An 18,729-nucleotide genomic window follows, 5' to 3' on the forward strand; every position below is an offset into this window, starting at 1 on the left:
GCCGCAAACCATAATAACGCTCTCAGGGGGCAAGGCCTGACATGAACGCCAATCTCGCCGCCATCCTCTATCTCGTCTCGGGGGTGCTGTTCATCCTGGCCCTGCGGGGGCTGTCCAGCCCCGAGACCAGCCGCAAGGGCAACACCTACGGCATGGTCGGCATGGCCATCGCCGTGGTCACCACCCTGGCCACGCTGTGGAGCCAGGGCGCGCTGGACGCCGTGACCCTGGGCCTGATCGTCGGCGGTGTCGCCGTCGGCGGCGGCGTGGGCGCGGTCATCGCCCGCAAGGTGCCTATGACCTCGATGCCGCAGCTCGTGGCCGCCTTCCACTCGCTGGTCGGCATGGCCGCATGCCTCGTGGCCGTGGCCGCCATCTACACGCCCGCCGCCTACGGCATCGTCGGCGAGGACGGACATATCCACCTCAACAGCCTGATCGAGCTGTCGCTGGGCCTGGCCATCGGCGCCATCACCTTCACCGGCTCGGTCATCGCCTTCGCCAAGCTGAACGGCAACATGGGCGGCGCGCCGATCCTGCTGCCGGCCCGCCACCTGCTGAACATCGTGATCGCGGCCGCCATCATCGCCCTGATCGTGGTGCTGGTGGTCACGGGCGGCCAGGCCAAGTGGGCCTTCTGGGGCATCTTCGCCCTCTCCCTGCTGATCGGCGTCACCCTGATCATCCCGATCGGCGGCGCCGACATGCCGGTCGTGGTGTCGATGCTCAACAGCTATTCGGGCTGGGCGGCGGCGGCGCTGGGCTTCACGCTGGAGAACACCACCCTGATCATCACCGGCGCCCTGGTCGGCTCGTCGGGCGCGATCCTGTCCTACATCATGTGCAAGGGCATGAACCGCTCGTTCGTCTCGGTGATCCTGGGCGGCTTCGGCGCCGACGCCGCGGCGGCCGGCGCGGGCGGCAAGGTCGAGACGCGCCCCGTCAAGCAGGGCAGCGCCGACGATGCGGCCTTCATCATGAAGAACGCCAGCAAGGTGATCATCGTCCCGGGCTACGGCATGGCCGTCTCCCAGGCCCAGCACGCCCTGCGCGAAATGGCCGACAAGCTGAAGGAGGAAGGCGTCGAGGTGAAATACGCCATCCACCCCGTCGCCGGCCGCATGCCGGGCCACATGAACGTGCTGCTGGCCGAGGCGAACGTCCCCTACGACGAGGTGTTCGAGCTGGAGGACATCAACAGCGAGTTCTCGACGGCGGACGTCGCCTTCGTGATCGGCGCCAACGACGTCACCAACCCGGCGGCCAAGACCGACCCGACCAGCGCCATCTTCGGCATGCCGATCCTGGACGTCGAGAAGGCCCGCACCGTGCTCTTCGTCAAGCGCGGCATGTCCTCGGGCTATGCCGGCGTGGAGAACGAGCTGTTCTTCAAGGACAACACCATGATGCTGTTCGCCGACGCCAAGAAGATGGTCGAAGGCATCGTCAAGGGCCTCTGAGCCCGCCACGTTCCCGACGAACGAAAGCCCCGGTCGCAAGGCCGGGGCTTTTTTCGTTTCGATCCTCTCCCTCTGGGGGAGGTGGGCCAAAGGCCCGGAGGGGGCCGTTTTCAGCTTCCAGGACGCTGAACCTCTTCAGCCGCTCCCCTCTCCGTCGGCTTTGCCGACACCTCTCCCACAGGGAGAGGATCCAAAAGCAAAGGCCCCGGTTTTCACCGGGGCCTCCGCGGCGGATCGATCGGCATGGATGGCGCTTCAGAAAGCCGCCACCGCCACCGGCGTCACGCGGCCGGCCGAAGCCAGGGCCTTGCGTTGCTTGACCGAGAGCTTGTCGTTGATCTCGGCGCGGACCTCGAGCGAGCAGGCGCGGCGCGACAGCAGGTCCAGGCGTTCCTTCATGGCGCGGGCGCGGCAGAAGCGCTTGGTCGCGTCGGTGGCGCGGGCGTTGAACTCGGCGGCGTCGGCCGGGTCGGCCAGGTTCAGGTCGCCGACCCGCACGGTCACCTGGCGCTCGCCGGCGTGGGCGGCCTGGGTGATGCCGATCAGCGGCACCGCCGCCAGGGTCAGGGTCGCGATCGTGGTGAGGCTGATCATGAACTTGCGCATCTGGGTCTTCCCTCTGTTCCCGGGCGCGTCCGCCGCGCCTCCATGAACAAAGGTGTACTGAACGATACTTGAAGAGTCCCGTTAAGTGTCGTTCATGACTCCATATTCATAGTATTGCTTGCATTTAATATTCTAAAATTCACGTAATGTTTGACAAATTCACGACATCGCAAAACCGAGCCCTCGGCGACGCCACAGCGCAGCTGCCGCCTTTCCGCCCGATCGGTCTGGCAAAGAGCCGCGTTCACGATCGCGAAAGGCCAAGTCTGTAAGGACGACGCCGGTCGCGCAGCCTGCCGACCGGCAGGCTTCAACTTCAAACGCCCGGGCCGCGCCGTGGAGCGCCCCTGGCCTCCGACCGACCCACGAGGTTCCGCTCCTTGGCGCCAGACACCCCGGCCCCGTCCGCTCGCAACTACGCCATGGCGCTGACGCTCGGCTTCGCCGTGGCGCTCGCCGCCGCGTCCGTGCCGGCCGCCCGCGCCCTGGCCGACCTGATCGCGCCGGCGCCGATCGCCGAGCCGGCGGCCGCAGCGCCCGCGACGCCGCAGCCGGCCCCGCCGCCTACGCCCGCCTACGCCTTCGACGCGCCCCTGCCCGGCCGCGAGATCGCCTCGCCCTTCGGCCTGCGCCAGTTGCCCTGGGAGGAAGGCGGCCGCCTGCACGAGGGCGTCGATATCGCCGCCCCCTCCGGCACGGCGGTGAAGGTCGCCGCCGACGGGATCGTCGCGCGCACCGGGACCGATGCCGGCTATGGCCGCTTCGTCGAGGTCCGGCACAAGGACGGCTTCTCCACGCTCTATGCCCACCTGGGCCGCAACCTCGGCATGAAGAAGGGCATCTATGTGAAGCGCGGCACGCCGATCGCCGTCGTTGGCGACAGCGGCCGCTCGACCGGTTCGCACCTGCATTTCGAGATCAGCCGCAAGGGCCGGCCGCTCAATCCCGCCCACTTCCTGGACAAGACCTTCGCCAGCGCCGACGAACTGCCGTTGAAGGCCGCCGCCCGGGTGCCGCGCAAGGTGCGCCTGGCCCAGGTGTCGCGCTGGCCCGAGGGCATGAAGGAAAAGGTCGCCGCCCGCCGCGCCGGCAAGGGTCAGGCTGTGCGGGGCGAAGACGGCCGCGTCCGCGTGCGCATCGAGGTCGCCGCCAGCTAGTCGCGCTCGGAACCTTCGCCCAGCAGCAGGTGGCCGAACCAGCTGACGACGCCGATCACGATCGTCCCGAAGATCCCGGCCCAGAAGCCGCTGACCGCCAGCCCCGGCAGGATGTAGGCGACCAGGCCCAGCATGGCCGCGTTCACCACCAGCAGGAACAGGCCCAGCGTCAGCAGGGTGATCGGCAAGGTCAGCAGCACCACGACCGGGCGCACCACCGCGTTCACCAGACCCAGCAGCAGGGCGGCGATGGCGATCGACTGCCAGCCCGCGGCATGGATGCCGGGCACGATGCGCGAGGCCAGCCACAGGCCAAGACCCGCGAACAGCGCGCGCAAGAGAAAGCCAGTCATCTGGAAGCTCCCCGAAGTCGGCGCCGACCCTGACGCCCGCGAAAGATGCAGACAAGCCCCGTTCGCGTCCCGGCATGCGAAATGTCGACAAGACGACGGTGAGCCTGTTCAATGACGCGTACTGTTCAGCACCGGCCTAGGCCGCATGGAGCCGCCGCCGTGACCACAGTTCCCCTTTCGCACGTCACTGTATCGGACCTTCCCACGGCATGACCGCGGCGCCGACACCCGAACAGATACAGGCCTGCGACCGCGAACCCATCCACATTCCCGGCGCGATCCAGCCGCATGGCGTGCTGCTGGCTCTCGACCGTGACAGCCTGACCGTGCGCATGGCCGCCGGCGACGTCGCCGGGCTGCTTGGGGTCGACGCCTGGCTCGGCCGGTCGATGGGCGCCCTGGTCGGCGACGAACTGGCCGCCCAGGCGGCCGCCATCTCCAATTCCCGCCCGGCCGGCGGCTTCATCGGCGTGCTGCATCGTGGCGGCCGCAACCTCGACCTCAGCGCCACGGTGCAGGGCGACCTCGTCCTGCTGGAGATCGAGCCGGGCCTCGAAAGACCCATGGCCGGCTCGCAGATCCTGGCCCACCTGGAGGCGGCGGCCGCCGCCTTCGAGCGCTGCCCGGGCCTGAAGACGCTGTATGACCGCGCCGCGCTGGAGTTCCGCCGCCTGACCGGCTTCGACCGGGTGATGATCTACCGCTTCGGCGACGACGACGCCGGCGAGGTCGTCGGCGAGGACCGCGCCCATCACCTCAAGAGCTTCCTCAACCACCGCTTCCCCGGCTCGGACATCCCCCGGCAGGCCCGCGCCCTCTATGTGCGCAACCTGGTGCGGGTGATCCCCGACTGCGCCTATGCGCCCGCCCCGCTGGAGCCCGCGCCGGAAGGCCCGCTCGATATGAGCGATCTTGCCCTGCGCAGCGTCTCGCCGGTGCACATGCAGTACATGCGCAACATGGGCGTGGCCGCGTCGGCCTCGGTGTCGATCGTCAAGGACGGCCGCCTGTGGGGCCTGGTGGCCTGCCACCATGACACTCCGCGCCTGCTGCCCTACGAGATCCGCGCCGCCTGCCGCGCCCTGGCCGGGGGCCTGGCCCGCCAGATCAAGGCCAAGGAGGAGGCCGAGACCTGGCGCGAGAAGCTGCGGCTGCGCGCCCTGGGCGACGACCTGGCCGCCGTCCTGGCCCAGTCCGACGTCGGCGACCAGGCGCTGGAGGAACACGCCGCCGACCTGGTCGCCCTGGGCGAGGCCGACGGCGTGGCGGTGTTCCGCGACGACCGCATCGAGACCGCTGGCAAGACCCCGCCGCACACGGCCCTGGCCATGCTGCGCGACTGGCTGCTGGACGTCGACGCCGGCGGGGTGATCGCCACCGATCGCAGCGAGAGCGCCTTCCCCGGCGCCAGCGCCTTCAAGAGCTGGGCCTCGGGCCTGATGGGCGTGGTGATCGAGCGCTCGCCGCTGCTGGCCGTACTGTGGACCCGCGCCGAGGAAGTCGAGGTCGTGCGCTGGGCCGGCGATCCCTACCGCACCGCCAAGGCGGCCGGCGGCGACGGGGCCCTGACCCCGCGCGCCTCGTTCGACGCCTGGACCGAGACCGTGCGCGGCCGCTCGCGTCCGTGGAGCAGCTCCCAGACCGAGGCCGCCCTGCGCCTGCGCCAGGACCTCCTGGACCTGCGCCGCGCCCGCCGCACGGCCGAACTGAACAGCCAGCTGCGCGCCACCCTCGACGACAAGGACGACCTGCTGCGGCAGAAGGACTTCCTGCTCCGAGAGGTGAACCACCGGGTGCAGAACAGCCTCGCCCTGGCCGCCGGCTTCCTGACCATCCAGATGAAGGCCATCGAGGATCCGGCCGCCCGCGCGCCGCTGGAGGAAGCCAGCCGCCGCCTCACCGCCGTGGGCCTGGTGCACCGCCGACTGTATCGCGGCGACCAGCTGGAGACCGTGTCGCTCGACCGCTACCTGGTGGAACTGGCCGAGGAACTGGTGGAGTCCCTGGGCCAGGAATGGGCGCGGATGATCCGCGTCGACGCCGCCCCCGCCACCGTCTCGACCGACAAGGCCGTGACCATCGGCCTGGTCGTCACCGAACTGGTGATCAATGCGGTGAAGTACGCCTATGGCGGCCGGCCCGGCCGGGTCGACATCGGCCTCACCGAACAGGGCGGCCGGGTGCGCATCTCGGTCGCCGACCAAGGCGGCGGCAAGCAGGGGCCCCGCGTCGGCTTCGGCAGCAAGATGATGGACGCCATGGTCCGGCAGCTGGCCGGAACCCTGGCCTATCACGACAACAGCCCCGGCGTGCGGGCCGAGCTGGACGCGCCGGCGGGGTGAGGTCTCCCTTCTCCCCTTGCGGGAGAAGGTGGCGGCGAAGCCGACGGATTAGGGGCGCACCCACGAGAACGCCGCGGCAGCTTATCGGCTTTCGCGGCGTTTTGCCTTTGAGAGCCCCCTCACCGGACCTGCTTCGCAGGCCCCCCTCTCCCACAAGGGGAGAGGGGTCCATCCAGACCCTCTTGCAATTTTGAGAATGATCGTTCATTTTTTTGAGAATGAACGTTCATTCCGCCATCGAAATGTCCAATACCTGAGCCAGGGTGTCGGACATTACAAATGCGTTATCGCTCTTACCTTCGCCGCAACCCGTACCTATCTCACCCATTCGAAAGTGGGCTCCGGACGCCAGGTTGGCGCCCAGTCCAGGGGATGTTGAACTCATGGCTGTGAATTCCTTGTCGGTGATGTCGCCGGACGGCGGCCTGTCGCGCTACCTGACCGAAATCCGCAAGTTCCCGATGCTGGCGAAGGACGAGGAGTTCATGCTCGCCCAGCGCTGGAAAGAGCATCAGGACAGCGACGCCGCGCACAAGATGGTCACCAGCCACCTGCGCCTCGTGGCCAAGATCGCCATGGGCTATCGCGGCTACGGCCTGCCGATCGGTGAAGTGATCTCCGAAGGCAATGTCGGCCTGATGCAGGCGGTCAAGAAGTTCGAGCCCGAGAAGGGCTTCCGCCTGGCCACCTACGCCATGTGGTGGATCCGCGCCTCGATCCAGGAATACATCCTGCGCTCGTGGTCGCTGGTGAAGATGGGCACGACCGCCGCGCAGAAGAAGCTGTTCTTCAACCTGCGCAAGGCCAAGAGCCAGATCAGCGCCTTCGAGGACGGCGACCTGCGCCCCGAACAGGTCAGCGCCATCGCCACCAAGCTGGGCGTGCTGGACAGCGAGGTCATCTCGATGAACCGCCGCCTGTCGGGCCCCGACGCCTCGCTGAACGCGCCGCTGCGCGCCGACGGCGAAAGCGAGTGGCAGGACTGGCTGGCCGACGACGACCAGGTTTCGCAAGAGACCATCGTCGCCGAGAACGAGGAAAAGTCGCTGCGCATGACCCTCCTGGAGGAGGCCATGGTCGAGCTGACCGACCGCGAGCGGCACATTCTTACGGAACGTCGCCTGAAGGACGACCCGACCACGCTCGAAGACCTGGCCGCCCAGTACGGCGTCAGCCGCGAGCGCGTGCGCCAGATCGAGGTCCGCGCCTTCGAGAAGCTGCAGAAGTCCATGCGCGAGGCGGCCATCGCCAAGAACATGGTCGAGGCGTAACAGCTTCCAACCTGCTAAGAGAACGGCCGCCGCGACCCTGTCGCGGCGGCCTTTTCGTATCGAGCGCGTCGCCAGACCGTCACAAACGGCCTTTTCCTCGCCGCCGACGCGCTCTAAGAGCCTCGCCTCCGATTTTTCCGGCGTCTTGCCGCCCCAATTCAAAGACTTCCCATGACCCGTCACGAACTGAAGACCTGGCCGCAGTATTTCGCCGCCGTGCGCTCGGGCAAGAAGCGCTTCGAGATCCGCCGCAACGACCGCGAGTTCAAGGTCGGCGACGTGCTGGTGCTGCGCGAGTTCGATCCCGAACAGGACGTCTACACCGGCCAGGTCGAAGAGCGTCAGATCACCTTCCTGCTGTCGGAAGAGGACTACGGCGTCATCCACGGTTTCGTGGCTATCGGCTTCGGCGACGTGGTGCATCACCCCGAGGCGCCGGAAGACCACCCGCTGACCGCCGCCGAACTGGCCGAGTGGCACGAGACCGCCGCCGCCAACGCCGCCCTGCGCGGCGAAGAGGCCCGCCGGGTGTCGAAGTCCTACGTGGCCACCAACATGAGCGTCGCCGCCGACCGCCACGGCGCGGTGGCCGATCTCGCCGAGACCGACGCCGCCTTCCACGCCGCCGCCGCGCGGATCGTGCGCAAGGGCTGAGGATGGACGGGCGGGGCTAGACCCCGCCCGCCAGCCAATCTTCGCAGCGCAGGCCCTCGACCCGCTCGAACTCTCCGAGGTCGCCGGTGACCACCACCAGCCCCCGGGAGCGCGCATGCCCTGCGATCAGCAGATCGTAGCCGCCGATCGATCGCCCTGATCGTTCCAGCACGGCCCGGATGTCGGCGGCGTGATCCGCCGCGGATGCGTCGAAGGACAAAACCTCCAGGCGCGCCGCGAACTGCTCCACGGCATTCCGATGATGCTCCGGCCGCGCGGACTCGGCCGCGCCATGCAACAGCTCGGTCAAGACGATCGTCGAGATGCACAGGGCGTCGGCATTCAGGTTGAAGCGATCACGCAGGCCCGACGGCCGATCCCTGAGCACGCGGATGCACAGGTTCGTGTCGAGCATGTAGCGCAGCATCAGAAGCTTTCACGCTTCTGCGGTGCGGGCTGGTCGCGTTCTCCTAGATCAATGCTCGGCCCGACAAAGAAATCATCCCAAGCTGCGTCCGCGGGCACGATCACGCGCCGCTTTCCCTCGCGCAGCACCGTCACCGAGCGCACTCCTTCGGGAAAGGCCACATCCTTCGGCAGGCGGACCGCCTGGGATCGGTTGGACTGAAAAAGGGTCGTTCGGACCATGACGGACTCCGGGATATACATTCAGTATATCCCGACTTCCTGTAGACGCCTACCGCCCTTCCCGCACTGCCCGGACGCCCGCCAGGATCGCCTCGACCACGAAGCCGGGATCCTCGTGCGGCAGGCCATGGCCCGCCGTGGGCGCGATGGCCTGGGTCGAGCGGGACGACAGCGACAGGAACCGCTTCTGCAAATCCTGCGTCACCGCTTCCAGTTCGACGGCCAGGGGCTCGGGCAGGTCGGGGACCATCCGCCATTTCGGACTGTGGGTGGCCACGATCACCGGCTTGTCGCCGAGCGAACGCAACGCCCGCGCCTGGACGCCGCTGGCGGCGAAGTCGAGGTTCTCGGGATTGAGACCGGGATCGCGCGGCATCCGGGTCAGGAAATCGCGAGCGTCGGTGATCGACCTGGGCTCGCCGGGCATCGCTGCCGGCAGCTTCGCCAGCCAGGCCTGCATCTGGTCGGGATGGGTCGAGGAGATCAGCACCAGCCCGGCCGTCCGCTCCGGATAGCGGGCGGCGAAGACCTGGGCGTGCAGGCCGCCGATGGAGTGCCCGGCCAGCAGGTACGGTGGCGCGACCCCGGCCGCGCGCAGCGCCGCATCGAGGTCGGCGGCCGCGTCGGCGCTGGTGCGTGGCGCGCCCTTGGGCGCCGGATCGCTGGCGCCCAGGCCGGCGCGGTCGGACAGGCAGATCCTGGTCGTCTCCGAGACGCGGGCGGCGATGCGGCCCCAGGCCTCGTCCTCGACCGGCGCGCTTCCCATGCCGGCGTCGACGACCACGGTGGGCGCGCCCTGGCCCCGGCAGGACAGCCGGATCATCCGCCCGTCGCCGACGTCGAAGCGGCCGTCCTGGGCGAAGGCGGATCCTCCGCTCGCCGCCAGAAGCGCCACGGCCAATGCGAGACCTCGGCGCATGCCCATCGCTAAACCCCGCCCTCGTCGCCGCGCTCGAGCCCAGCGATGGTCGCCTCGTCCGAGGCGTCCGCGTCGCTGACCTTGCGCAGCACCGCCTGGCGCAGGGCATAGGCCAGCATGGCCGCCAGGATCAGGGCGTTGAGCACGAACGGCGCCCAGCGCACGGCCTCGTAGAGCAGCACGAACAGCGGGGCGACCACCACGTTGAGGCCGTTGATGGCGGCTATGGCCCCCGCCGCGCCAGCCTGGTCCTTGGCGTCGACCGACAGCGAGGCGCCGGCCGTGAAGCCCGGCCGCGCGAAGCCGTAGCCCAGGGACGAGACCGCGTAGCCGATCGCCACCGCCGCATAGTCCGGCGCGAAGGCGACGACGACATTGCCCAGCGCCGCCACCGCCACGCCCCAGCGCATCAGCTCGCGCGGGCCCATCGAGAACATCCGGATCAGGCCCCACTGGGCCAGCAGGCCGGCCACCGCGCCGGCCGCCATGGCCAGGGTGATGAAGCCCTGGGCCTTGACCGGCTCGACGCCCAGCTTGTCGATGATCAGAAAGCCCAGGGTCTGGGTCTGGGCCGTCTGGCAGGTGGCCACCAGGAAGCCGAACAGCAGGAAGGGGGCCAGGCGCGGGTCGCGCCAGAGGCTGTCGCCCCGCCGCAGCGACGGAAAGGCCAGGCGCGCGCGGGGCTGCGGTTCGCCGGCCGCAGCCGGCGGCGTGGTCTCGTCGAGGCCGCGCTTGACGATCCACATCATCACCGCCGCCAGGCCGGCGAAGGCGAACATCGGCCCGGCCAGCCCCACCACCGGCAGCACGAACAGCGGCGCCAGCAGCGGCCCGACCACGGTGCCCAGGCCAAAGGCCCCGGCCAGGGTGGCCATGGCCTGCGTGCGCTCTTCCCGTTTCGTCCGGTCGGCCAGATAGGCCTGGGTGGCCGGATTGGCGGCCGAGCCGAACAGGCCGAACAGCGCCCGCGCCAGCAGGAACAGCACGAACACCACCATCGGCGGCATGAGCTGGTGCAGGCCCGCGCTGACCACGAAGGCGCACAGGGTCATCGACACGCAGAACCCGCCCAGGCCCAGAAGGATCAGGGGCTTTCGCCCCCGCACGTCCGACCGCTTGGCCCAGAACGGCGAGGAGATCGCCCACAGCAGGGCCGACAGCGAGAAGATCGCCGCCACCATGGCGTCGGGGATGCCGATCTGCCGGCCGATGGCGGGCAGCACCGACAGCATGCCCGTATTGCCCAGCGCCGTGGCCGCCGACACCCCGAACAGGATGGCGAAGGCCCGCCGGTTGACCTGTTGATCTTGAGCGGCGGCAGACATCGAACAAACGTTAGAGGGGGTTTGCCCGCAGGGGAAGGCCCCGCTTTCACCCGCGCGGCGCCGCGCCATCCGGTCGCGGATTCGCAGGCCCGGCCCGATACCTTGGATTAAGCATTAACAGCGATGATGCGGGCTGAAATCCCCGGGGCTCCCTGACGTCATGTTCCAGATCATCGGCATCGTGCTGCTCTTCGCACTCGTGTTCGGCAGCTACCTGATGGGCGGCGGCAAGATGGACGTGATCCTTCACGCCGCGCCGCACGAACTGATGGCCATCCTGGGCGCGGGCATCGCCGCCTTCCTGATCTCCAACTCGATGACGGTCATCAAGGCCACGGCCGGCGGTTTCGGCAAGATCTTCGCCGGCCCCAAGTGGAAGGCCAGCGACTATCGGGACCTGCTGTCCCTGCTGTTCCTGCTGACCAAGACGATGAAGTCCAAGGGCGTCATCGCCCTGGAAAGCCACATCGAAAAGCCGCACGAGAGCTCGATCTTCTCGCGCTACCCCAAGATCTCGAAGGATCACTTCGCCGTCGACTTCATCTGCGACACCCTGCGGATGATGACCATGAACCTGGAGGATCCCCACCAGGTCGAGGACGCGATGGAAAAGCAGCTCGAGAAGCACCACCACGAGGCGCTCGAGCCGGCCCACGCCCTGCAGTCGATGGCCGACGCCCTGCCCGCCCTGGGCATCGTCGCCGCCGTGCTGGGCGTCATCAAGACCATGGGTTCGATCACCGAGCCGCCGGCCGTGCTCGGCGGCATGATCGGCGGCGCCCTGGTCGGCACCTTCCTGGGCGTGTTCATGGCCTATGGCCTGGTCGGCCCGATGGCCGCCCGCCTGCAGGCCGTCGTCAACGAGGACGGCGCCTTCTACAAGATCATCCAGGCGGTCCTCGTGGCCCACCTGCACGGCAACGCCGCCCAGATCAGCGTCGAGATCGGCCGCGGCAACGTCCCCAGCGTCCACCAGCCCAGCTTCATCGAGCTGGAAGAGGCGCTGACCCAGATCCCGAACGAGGCCTGATCCTCTCACCCGATCCGTACACGTCATGATCACGCCGCCGTGATCTTTGGCTTGCAACGGCGCGTGAAAAGCGGTTCCTTGCCTTGGTGCGGCCCGGCTTCGACGCCGGGCCGTCGTCATTTCAGGCCGCAAGGCCAGTCGCAAGGATGCCCCCGATGACCACCCAAGTCCTCCGCAAGATCCTCATCGCCGGCGCGGCCATGACCGCCCTGTCGCTGGCCGCCTGCGGCAAGAAGGACGAGGCTCCCGCCGCCGACGACAAGGCCGCCGCGGCCGCCGCCGCCGGCGCCAGCGAAGTGACCGCCGCCGACGCCGCCGGCGCCGAGGGCCAGGCCATGGCCGACGCCAACAAGGCCGCCAGCGACGCCGCCGCCGAGCCGGACGCGGTCTCGGCCGCCGAAGCCCCGGGGACCGCCCCCGCCGCCGCTCCGGCCGACGAGAAGAAGACCGAAGGCCACTAAGGCCTTTCGATCCTCCGAAAGATCCCGAAGGGCCGTCCGCGAGGGCGGCCCTTCTTCTATGATGGCGCCATGACTTCCGACTCTTCCCAATCCCCGCTGGTCTGGCGCGAGGACGGCCTGCCGCAGTCGCGGCTGTACGGTGACGTCTATTTCTCCAGCGCCGATGGCCTGGCCGAGACCCGCGCGGTGTTCCTGGACGGCTGCGGCCTGCCCGGCGCCTGGGCCGCGCGCGACCGTTTCGTGGTCGGGGAACTGGGCTTCGGCACCGGCCTCAACATCGCCGCCCTGCTGGACCTCTGGCGGCGCGAGAAGCCGGCCAGAGACGCCAAAGGCGGCGCGCGGTTGAATATCTTCTCGATCGAGGCCCACCCGATCACCCGCGACGAGGCCGCCCGCGCCCTGGCCGTCTGGCCGCAGCTGGGCGAGGCCGCCCAGGTGCTGCTCGACCATTGGCCGAGCCCGGCGCGGGGCTTTCACCGCGTCGACCTGCCCGGTTTCGACGCCACCCTGGACCTGGCCGTCATGGACGTCTCCGAGGCCCTGGCGGCCTGGAGCGGCCAGGCCGACGCCTGGTTCCTGGACGGCTTTTCGCCGGCGCTCAATCCGGCCATGTGGAGCGAGGAGATCCTCGCCGCCGTCGCCGCTCGCACCGCGCCCGGCGGTCGCGCCGCCACCTTCACGGTCGCCGGGGCCGTACGCCGGGGCCTGGCCGCCGCCGGCTTCGCCTGGGAGAAGCGTCCCGGCTTCGGCCGCAAGCGCGAGCGGCTGGAGGCCACTTTCCCAGGCGACGTCGCCACGCCCGCGCGCCCGAAGAGCCTGGCGATCGTCGGCGGCGGGATCGCCGCGGCCGCGCTGGCCCGCGCCGCCCGGGCCGAGGGCCTGGCGGTCACGGTGTTCGACGCCGACCAGGCCAAGGCCTCGGGCAACCCCGCCGCCCTGGTCACCCCCGCGCTCGACGCCGGCGGCGGGCCGCGCGCGGCCTTGCCCGCCCAGGCCCTGGCCCGCGCGGCCGCCCTCTACGACGCCCTGCCCGGCGCGGTGCTGGCGCGCGGCGTGCTGCGCCTGGCGACCGGTCCGCGCGACCCCGACCGCTTCGCCGCCGTGGCTGAGCAAGACCTGTTCGCCGCCGGGGAGATGACCGTCCTCGCGGCGGAGGACGCGAGCATGGCGCTGGGCGAGCCGGCGGCCGGCGCCTTGCGCATGGATCTGGCCCGCGTGGTCGATCCCGCCGCCGTCCTGGCCGCCTGGCGCGGCGACGTCGTCGCGACCGAGGCGGCCCGCCTGGAGAAGGTTGAAGACGGCTGGCGCCTGTTCGGCGCGGACGGGGCGCTGCTGGCGACCGCCGACGCGGTCGTCCTGGCGGCCGGCGCCGATCTGGCCCGCCTGTGGCCCGAGGCGCCGATCCGCCCGGTGCGCGGCCAGACCAGCTGGACCGGCCCGACCGACCTGTCGGTGACGCCCGCCGCCTTCGGCGGCTATGCGGTTCCCACGCCGGACGGCGGCGTGCTGTTCGGCGCCACCCACGACCGGGGCGAGACGGCCAGCGAACTGCGCGACGCCGACCACGCCCGCAACCAAGCCGCCCTGGCCAAGGGCCGGCCGGAGCTCGCCGCGCGGTTGGCCGACATGCCGCTGCACGGCCGCGCGGCCGTACGCGCCACGACCGCCGACCACCTGCCCCTGGCCGGCGCGGTTCCACAGGCTCCGGCGGGCCTCTACGTGCTGGGCGGCCTGGGCGGCCGGGGCTTCGTGACCGCGCCGCTGCTGGCCGAGCACGTGGTCGCCCTGATGCTGGAGGCGCCCTCGCCCCTGCCCCGCGATCTGGTCGCGCTGGTGGCGCCGAACAGATAGCCCTCCCCCTTGAGGGAGGGTTGGGTGGGGGTGATCCGACGGTTGACGCTTGGCCGCGGCCAACTCCGCAGATCACCCCCATCCCCGGCCCTTCCCCCATCGAGGGGAAGGGAGGCCCGCCGCGCAAAGCAAAAGGCCCCGGAGTTTCCTCCGGGGCCTTCGCATTCGTCAGGAAGCTTGAGACCTCCGTCCGACCTCGATCTTAGAAGTTGATCGAGATGGTCGAACGACGGTTCAGCGGTTCCTTCACGCCGTCGCCGGTGGCGACGGCCGGGGCGGTTTCACCCTTCCAGTCGACCGCCAGGGTCGTGGCGGGCACGCCGGCCGAGACCAGGCCATCGGCCACGGCCTTCGCACGACGTTCCGACAGGCGGACGTTGTACTTCGGCGAGCCCGAGGTGTCGGTGTGGCCCACGACCGTGATCTTGGTCGCGTTGCCGCCCTTGGCGTAGTCGGCGGCCTGCTGCACCACGGCCTGGGCTTCCGGCGTCAGCACGTACTGATCGAACGGGAAGTACACCACGAACTCGCGGGCCTCATACGCCGGCGGAGGCGGCGGGGGAGGCGGCGGCGGGGGCGGAGGCGGCGGGGGCGGCGGCGGGGGAGGCGGCGGCGGGGGCGGGGGCGGCGGGGGCGGCGGCGAGCCGAAGGTGTAGCGCACGCCGAGCGTGATCGACGTGTCCTTGTAGTCGCCTTCGAACTTGCCGACGTCCGTCACGGCGCCGCCGGCCGGGCCGACATTGCTCGTCACCGAACCCCAGGTGAGGTTCTTGGCCACCAGGTAGCGGCCCGTCAGGTCGATCGACCAGTTCGGGGTCACGTCCCAGGCCAGGCCCAGCAGGCCCTGGTAGGCGAACGCCTGATCGACGTCGTCGATGCTGGTGTTCTGGATGCGGGCGCCGCCAGCGGGAACGCCGCTCAGCTGGCCGTACACCTTGTTGTGGACCCAGGCCGTACCGACGCCGGCGCCCAGGAACGGACGCCACGACGAGTCGGGCAGGAAGTCATAGATGACGTTGGCCATCAGCGTCGTGGCCTTCAGCTCGCCGTTCGGCGCGCCGCAGGTCGGGCTGGTGGCCGAGCGGATCGGGCCGGCGGTGCAGAGGCCGATCGGCTGCGGACGCGAGGCGTTTTCACCACGCACGCCGCTGATGTCGCCGCCGCGGTAGCCGTATTCGCCTTCCACGCGCCAGTTCGGCGAGATGCGATAACCGAGACGGGCGAAGGCCGCCCAGTCTTCGTCCGTCGAGAAGGTCCAGTCGTAAGGACGGCCGTCGGTGGCGTTCACCGACGAACTCGTCTCAACGCCCTCGGTCGAGTGGTAACCGACGTCGCCGGCCACATACCATCCGCTCAACGCGCTTTGGGCGGAGGCGCCGGACGCCGCGCAGAGCGCGACGGTTGCGACGCCAGCCAGCAACCCGAATTTCATGATGAGAACCCTCTAATAAAGTTAGCCTGGACGCCCCCCGCGGGGCGGCTTCCATGACGACAAACGCACGACTTCGCAAATCGGATGTGGCGCCAGCGCCACAGTGGGGGAGTTTCGTCGAATTCTCGACAAAATGGTCCTCCGACGATCGGAACACGGACGTCGGCCGCCACGAGGCGCAGGCCTTCGGCGCCGCAGCAATGGTCGCGTAGTTCGCCCGCGAAATCCAGATCAACCCAGGCGATTATTTCAGATATCAACGACCAGCGATCGTTGTTCTGCCTGTTTGAGGGCGGTTTCGCCCAGGGCGGAGGCGACCAGCGGCGCGTCGTGCGCACCGCCGGTCACGGGTCCCGCGGCGATCGCCCCCACGACCGGCCGCCTGGACCACCCTCACGTCCCCGCCGCGTTGGAGGATGCGGCGAAGCCCTTGGAACGGTTCGCCTCGACGCCGCCACCGCCTGTGGAGTGCGCGACGACGCCGAGCCGCCCCCAATCGCGCCGCCGGGGACGAGGGATCGACGACCCGTCGCGGCGCTGAGAACCCGTCTCCGCCGCGAGGACGGGACGTTTGCGCGAGCGCTAACACCGGGCCGCGGATACTGTCGCGTCCCAAACCTGGAACGTTTTGTCATTCCCGGGCGAGCCGGGGGCTGGACAGCCCCCGACGTTCGGTTAACTACGACTGATAAAGATCCGCGCGGGGGTGTGGATTACCTGAGCTTGGTGCCCGAAGAGCGTGACGTCGCGTCCGGACCAGTATCCCGTGCTCGACGTCTCCGGGGTGGCGTTGCTGGCAGCGGGCCATTTCATGGCCTTCGTCGATCGGGCCGTCCCCAGCGTCTATGCGCCCGCGCTCAAGGCGCAGTTCCACCTGACCGACACCCAGCTTGGCGCTCTGCAGGGCCCCGCCTTCGTGGCGCTCTACGTCGCGGCCACCCTGCTGGCCGGCCATCGCGGCCACCGCCTGCCGGCCGCCCCGCTACTGGCCGGCGCCGCGGCGCTGTGGACCGCCGCCACGGCCGCCCTGGCCTTCGCGCAGACCTATGAAGGCCTGCTCGCCGCGCGGCTGGTGCTCGGCTTCGCCCAGGCCGCCTTCGCACCCGCGGCATTGGCCCTGATCGTCGCCGCCGCGCCGCCCGAGCGGCTGTCGCGCTGGGTGTCGATGTTCACCTCGGGATCCTCGATGGGCCGCAGCGGCGCGCTCCTGGCCGGCGGACTGGCGCTCGGCGCCTTTTCCGGCGGCCTGCTGAGCGCCTTCGGCCACGCGCCCTGGCGGGCCGCCATCGTCCTGCTGACCCTGCCCAACCTGCTGCTCGTGGCGCTGCTGGCCTGGCGGCTGCGCGGGCTGAGGCCCAGCCCGTCCGACGACCAGGGCCTGGGAAACGCGATCGCCCGCCTCGCCGCGCGCCCCGCCGGCCTTGGACTGCACTTCCTGGCGTCCGGCTGCGTGATCCTGGCCGTGCAGGCGGCCGCGGCCTGGGCCCCCTCGATCGTCAATCGCGCCTGCGGCCTGCCCGCCGCCGCCAGCGCGCTGCTGGCCGGCGCCGTGGTGCTGGTCGCCGCCCCGAGCGGACACCTGGCGGCCGGCTGGCTGATGGATCGCCGCCTGCGGGCGGGCGGCGCCCCGGCCCCGGTCCTGGCCGGAGGCCTCGCCCTGGCCGTCCTGGGCGCGGTCCTGCTGGCGGGCGCGAGCACGCCGGCCGTCGCCGCGGCCGCCCTGTTCCTGATCACCGCCGGGGGCGGCGGCGCGGCCCTGGCGGCCCTGGCCGGCCTGCAGCCGCTGAGCCCCTCGCCCCTGCGCCCGCCGATGAACGGCCTGTACCTGGCCTTCGTCACCGTCGCCGGCCTCGGCTTCGGGCCGCTGCTGACCGGCGTGGTCAGCGACCGCCTGTTCGCCGGCCCGCACGGCCTGGCCATGGCCCTGGCGCTGGTCACGACCCTGGCCGCCGCCCTCGCCGCCCTCGCCGCCGCCCTTGGCGCGCGCCCCTGGCGACGACTGGCGCGCGAGACCCTCGAGACCGCGAGCGCCTGACATGCCCACCAGCGCCGCCGCCGACAGCTTCCGCTTCTCCAGCGACGATCATCCGGTCGACGAGGCCTTCGCGCTCTACGCCACGCTCTATTCACGCGGTTCCGACGTCAGCCGCGGCGATGGTCCGTTCTTCGCGCGGGTGCGGGGCTGGCGGCTGGACAAGGTGCTGCTGTTCGAACGCCGCCTGTCGGGCGTGGTCCATGCCCGCCGCGAGCGGATCGCCGGCGACGGCTTCGACCACTTCGTGCTGACCCACGTGCTGAAAGGCCAGGTGCGGCTGCAGGCCCCCGGCCCGCCGCGCCTGCTGAAAGCGGGCATGAGCGTGCTGCTCGACACCCGCCGGCCGATGCGCACCGAGCACGACGACGCCCTGATCCTGACCGCCAGCATCGCCCGCGACGTCATCGAGGCGGCCCTGGGGCCGGCGGGTCGGCTTCACGGACAGGTGCTGGCCCCGCCCCACAACCTGGTGCTGGCCGACTTTCTCGCCTCGCTGGCCCGCCACGGCGACACCCTGGCCTCGGCGGCGCTGCCGGCCCTGGGCCGGGCCTTCGTCGACATCCTGTCGTCGGCGGGCGGCGACGCCGCGCGCGCCGGCCGCGAGGACCAGCGTCGCGATCTCTCGCGCCGCGAGGCCGTGCGCCGCTTCGTCATTCCGCGCCTGGCCGACAAGGCGCTGTCGGTGGAGGCCATCGCCGCGGGCGCCGGCGTCTCGCGCTCCTCGCTCTATCGCCTGTTCGAAAAGCAGGGGGGCGTTGCCCGCTTCATCCAGTTGATCCGCCTGGACGCCCTGCGCCGCGCCCTCGACACCCAGGACCCCGCCGCCTCCGACGACGCGGCCCTGGTCCAGCGCCTGGGCTTTTCCAGCCCCGCCCAGATGGCCCGCCTGTTCGCCGACACCTACGGCGCCACGCTGGCGGCCTACCGAGCCGCCCTGGAAGACAAGCCCCGCGACGACCCCGGCGTCAGCAAGCAGCGCTGGGACGGATGGCTGGGGGAACTGGGGTGAGGGCGAGTTGGGGCCGCCGGTACCCTTATCCGGTCATCGCAAGTTAAAGCTAAACCAATGCGCGCTCCCTCCGACCTAGAATCATAAGCGGGGCTGCTTGCCCGCATCGTCGCATCTAGGGGCGGATGATGGTTGCTGTGGTGGCTGGCGCGGGCCTTGGGCTGGAGCGCAGTTCG

The 18,729-nt window shown here is 70.3% G+C and carries 17 protein-coding genes; 10 read left to right on the plus strand and 7 right to left on the minus strand.

Annotation, left to right across the window (positions count from 1 at the left end):
- The first annotated feature begins 41 nt into the window (after nt 1-41).
- On the plus strand, nt 42-1,460 hold the full coding sequence (locus tag V6S85_RS18825; protein WP_116569021.1) for an NAD(P)(+) transhydrogenase (Re/Si-specific) subunit beta: 1,419 nt from the start codon (nt 42-44) through the stop codon (nt 1,458-1,460).
- Nucleotides 1,461-1,715: 255 nt separating this feature from the next.
- On the opposite strand, the gene V6S85_RS18830 is transcribed toward V6S85_RS18825, so the two are convergent.
- Nucleotides 1,716-2,066 carry a UrcA family protein gene (locus V6S85_RS18830; protein ID WP_116569020.1) on the minus strand — a complete coding sequence of 117 codons (351 nt, stop codon included), beginning with the start codon at nt 2,064-2,066 and terminating at the stop codon, nt 1,716-1,718.
- Nucleotides 2,067-2,446: 380 nt separating this feature from the next.
- Here V6S85_RS18830 and V6S85_RS18835 point away from each other — a divergent pair, with 380 nt between their 5' ends.
- Nucleotides 2,447-3,223 (plus strand): M23 family metallopeptidase, encoded by a 777-nt coding sequence (locus V6S85_RS18835; protein WP_334349892.1) that lies wholly within the window; start codon nt 2,447-2,449, stop codon nt 3,221-3,223.
- Here the strand turns inward: V6S85_RS18835 and V6S85_RS18840 are convergent.
- A complete protein-coding gene (locus V6S85_RS18840; protein ID WP_334349893.1) occupies nt 3,220-3,576 on the minus strand; it encodes a phage holin family protein in 357 nt (118 codons plus the stop codon). The genes V6S85_RS18835 and V6S85_RS18840 overlap by 4 nt on opposite strands.
- Before the next feature lie 209 nt (nt 3,577-3,785).
- On the opposite strand from V6S85_RS18840, the gene V6S85_RS18845 reads away from it, so the two are divergent.
- The 3 genes from V6S85_RS18845 to V6S85_RS18855 all read left to right on the plus strand — a co-directional run bounded on the left by V6S85_RS18845 (nt 3,786) and on the right by V6S85_RS18855 (nt 7,843).
- The gene (locus tag V6S85_RS18845) at nt 3,786-5,918 is read left to right on the plus strand and encodes a histidine kinase dimerization/phosphoacceptor domain -containing protein (RefSeq protein ID WP_116566662.1); all 2,133 of its coding nucleotides are present in this window, start codon (nt 3,786-3,788) and stop codon (nt 5,916-5,918) included.
- Between the two features lie 383 nt (nt 5,919-6,301).
- Entirely contained in the window at nt 6,302-7,189 is an 888-nt protein-coding gene (rpoH, locus tag V6S85_RS18850; protein WP_058349909.1) for an RNA polymerase sigma factor RpoH, read from the plus strand.
- 171 nt (nt 7,190-7,360) lie between these two features.
- Complete coding sequence (locus V6S85_RS18855; protein ID WP_116566666.1) at nt 7,361-7,843, plus strand: ASCH/PUA domain-containing protein; 483 nt, start codon at nt 7,361-7,363, stop codon at nt 7,841-7,843.
- A gap of 16 nt (nt 7,844-7,859) precedes the next feature.
- On the opposite strand, the gene vapC is transcribed toward V6S85_RS18855, so the two are convergent.
- Genes vapC through V6S85_RS18875 form a run of 4 tightly spaced genes read right to left on the minus strand, consistent with a single transcriptional unit; the run spans nt 7,860 to nt 10,735 of the window.
- Nucleotides 7,860-8,270, minus strand: coding sequence for a type II toxin-antitoxin system tRNA(fMet)-specific endonuclease VapC (vapC, locus tag V6S85_RS18860; RefSeq protein WP_334349894.1), 411 nt, complete (start codon nt 8,268-8,270; stop codon nt 7,860-7,862).
- Entirely contained in the window at nt 8,270-8,491 is a 222-nt protein-coding gene (gene vapB, locus V6S85_RS18865; protein WP_116487466.1) for a type II toxin-antitoxin system VapB family antitoxin, read from the minus strand. Before vapB ends, vapC begins: the two co-directional genes overlap by 1 nt.
- Before the next feature lie 49 nt (nt 8,492-8,540).
- Complete coding sequence (locus V6S85_RS18870) at nt 8,541-9,410, minus strand: alpha/beta fold hydrolase (protein WP_334349895.1); 870 nt, start codon at nt 9,408-9,410, stop codon at nt 8,541-8,543.
- 8 nt (nt 9,411-9,418) lie between these two features.
- Nucleotides 9,419-10,735 carry an MFS transporter gene (locus V6S85_RS18875; protein ID WP_334349896.1) on the minus strand — a complete coding sequence of 439 codons (1,317 nt, stop codon included), beginning with the start codon at nt 10,733-10,735 and terminating at the stop codon, nt 9,419-9,421.
- 160 nt (nt 10,736-10,895) lie between these two features.
- Here V6S85_RS18875 and motA point away from each other — a divergent pair, with 160 nt between their 5' ends.
- The 3 genes from motA to mnmD all read left to right on the plus strand — a co-directional run bounded on the left by motA (nt 10,896) and on the right by mnmD (nt 14,077).
- Nucleotides 10,896-11,765: a flagellar motor stator protein MotA gene (gene motA, locus V6S85_RS18880; RefSeq protein WP_101717163.1), complete on the plus strand. Its 870-nt coding sequence runs from the start codon at nt 10,896-10,898 to the stop codon at nt 11,763-11,765.
- A 155-nt stretch (nt 11,766-11,920) separates the two neighbouring features.
- Nucleotides 11,921-12,226, plus strand: a complete 306-nt coding sequence (locus V6S85_RS18885; protein WP_334349897.1) for a hypothetical protein — start codon at nt 11,921-11,923, stop codon at nt 12,224-12,226.
- Between the two features lie 69 nt (nt 12,227-12,295).
- Nucleotides 12,296-14,077, plus strand: coding sequence for a tRNA (5-methylaminomethyl-2-thiouridine)(34)-methyltransferase MnmD (gene mnmD / locus V6S85_RS18890; RefSeq protein WP_334349898.1), 1,782 nt, complete (start codon nt 12,296-12,298; stop codon nt 14,075-14,077).
- Nucleotides 14,078-14,279: 202 nt separating this feature from the next.
- Here the strand turns inward: mnmD and V6S85_RS18895 are convergent, their stop codons facing one another.
- Complete coding sequence (locus V6S85_RS18895; protein WP_334349899.1) at nt 14,280-15,509, minus strand: OmpA family protein; 1,230 nt, start codon at nt 15,507-15,509, stop codon at nt 14,280-14,282.
- 739 nt (nt 15,510-16,248) lie between these two features.
- Between V6S85_RS18895 and V6S85_RS18900 the strand changes: the two genes are divergently transcribed.
- Both V6S85_RS18900 and V6S85_RS18905 read left to right on the plus strand, forming a co-directional pair.
- Nucleotides 16,249-17,544: an MFS transporter gene (locus V6S85_RS18900; RefSeq protein ID WP_334349900.1), complete on the plus strand. Its 1,296-nt coding sequence runs from the start codon at nt 16,249-16,251 to the stop codon at nt 17,542-17,544.
- A 1-nt stretch (nt 17,545) separates the two neighbouring features.
- The gene (locus V6S85_RS18905) at nt 17,546-18,553 is read left to right on the plus strand and encodes a helix-turn-helix domain-containing protein (protein WP_334349901.1); all 1,008 of its coding nucleotides are present in this window, start codon (nt 17,546-17,548) and stop codon (nt 18,551-18,553) included.
- Nucleotides 18,554-18,729: the final 176 nt, after the last annotated feature.

Origin of the sequence: Caulobacter sp. CCNWLW153 (assembly GCF_036889365.1) — a bacterium.
Lineage (GTDB): Bacteria > Pseudomonadota > Alphaproteobacteria > Caulobacterales > Caulobacteraceae > Caulobacter > Caulobacter radicis.

Excerpts from the sequence above, each read along its gene's own strand:
- motA (WP_101717163.1), top strand. The coding sequence starts at position 10,896 with ATGTTCCAGATCATCGGCATCGTGCTGCTCTTCGCACTCGTGTTCGGC.
- V6S85_RS18845 (WP_116566662.1), top strand. The coding sequence starts at position 3,786 with ATGACCGCGGCGCCGACACCCGAACAGATACAGGCCTGCGACCGCGAA.
- V6S85_RS18870 (WP_334349895.1), bottom strand. The coding sequence starts at position 9,410 with ATGCGCCGAGGTCTCGCATTGGCCGTGGCGCTTCTGGCGGCGAGCGGA.
- V6S85_RS18855 (WP_116566666.1), top strand. The coding sequence starts at position 7,361 with ATGACCCGTCACGAACTGAAGACCTGGCCGCAGTATTTCGCCGCCGTG.
- mnmD (WP_334349898.1), top strand. The coding sequence starts at position 12,296 with ATGACTTCCGACTCTTCCCAATCCCCGCTGGTCTGGCGCGAGGACGGC.
- V6S85_RS18825 (WP_116569021.1), top strand. The coding sequence starts at position 42 with ATGAACGCCAATCTCGCCGCCATCCTCTATCTCGTCTCGGGGGTGCTG.
- V6S85_RS18895 (WP_334349899.1), bottom strand. The coding sequence starts at position 15,509 with ATGAAATTCGGGTTGCTGGCTGGCGTCGCAACCGTCGCGCTCTGCGCG.
- rpoH (WP_058349909.1), top strand. The coding sequence starts at position 6,302 with ATGGCTGTGAATTCCTTGTCGGTGATGTCGCCGGACGGCGGCCTGTCG.
- vapB (WP_116487466.1), bottom strand. The coding sequence starts at position 8,491 with ATGGTCCGAACGACCCTTTTTCAGTCCAACCGATCCCAGGCGGTCCGC.
- V6S85_RS18905 (WP_334349901.1), top strand. The coding sequence starts at position 17,546 with ATGCCCACCAGCGCCGCCGCCGACAGCTTCCGCTTCTCCAGCGACGAT.
- V6S85_RS18840 (WP_334349893.1), bottom strand. The coding sequence starts at position 3,576 with ATGACTGGCTTTCTCTTGCGCGCGCTGTTCGCGGGTCTTGGCCTGTGG.
- V6S85_RS18830 (WP_116569020.1), bottom strand. The coding sequence starts at position 2,066 with ATGCGCAAGTTCATGATCAGCCTCACCACGATCGCGACCCTGACCCTG.
- vapC (WP_334349894.1), bottom strand. The coding sequence starts at position 8,270 with ATGCTGCGCTACATGCTCGACACGAACCTGTGCATCCGCGTGCTCAGG.
- V6S85_RS18875 (WP_334349896.1), bottom strand. The coding sequence starts at position 10,735 with ATGTCTGCCGCCGCTCAAGATCAACAGGTCAACCGGCGGGCCTTCGCC.
- V6S85_RS18885 (WP_334349897.1), top strand. The coding sequence starts at position 11,921 with ATGACCACCCAAGTCCTCCGCAAGATCCTCATCGCCGGCGCGGCCATG.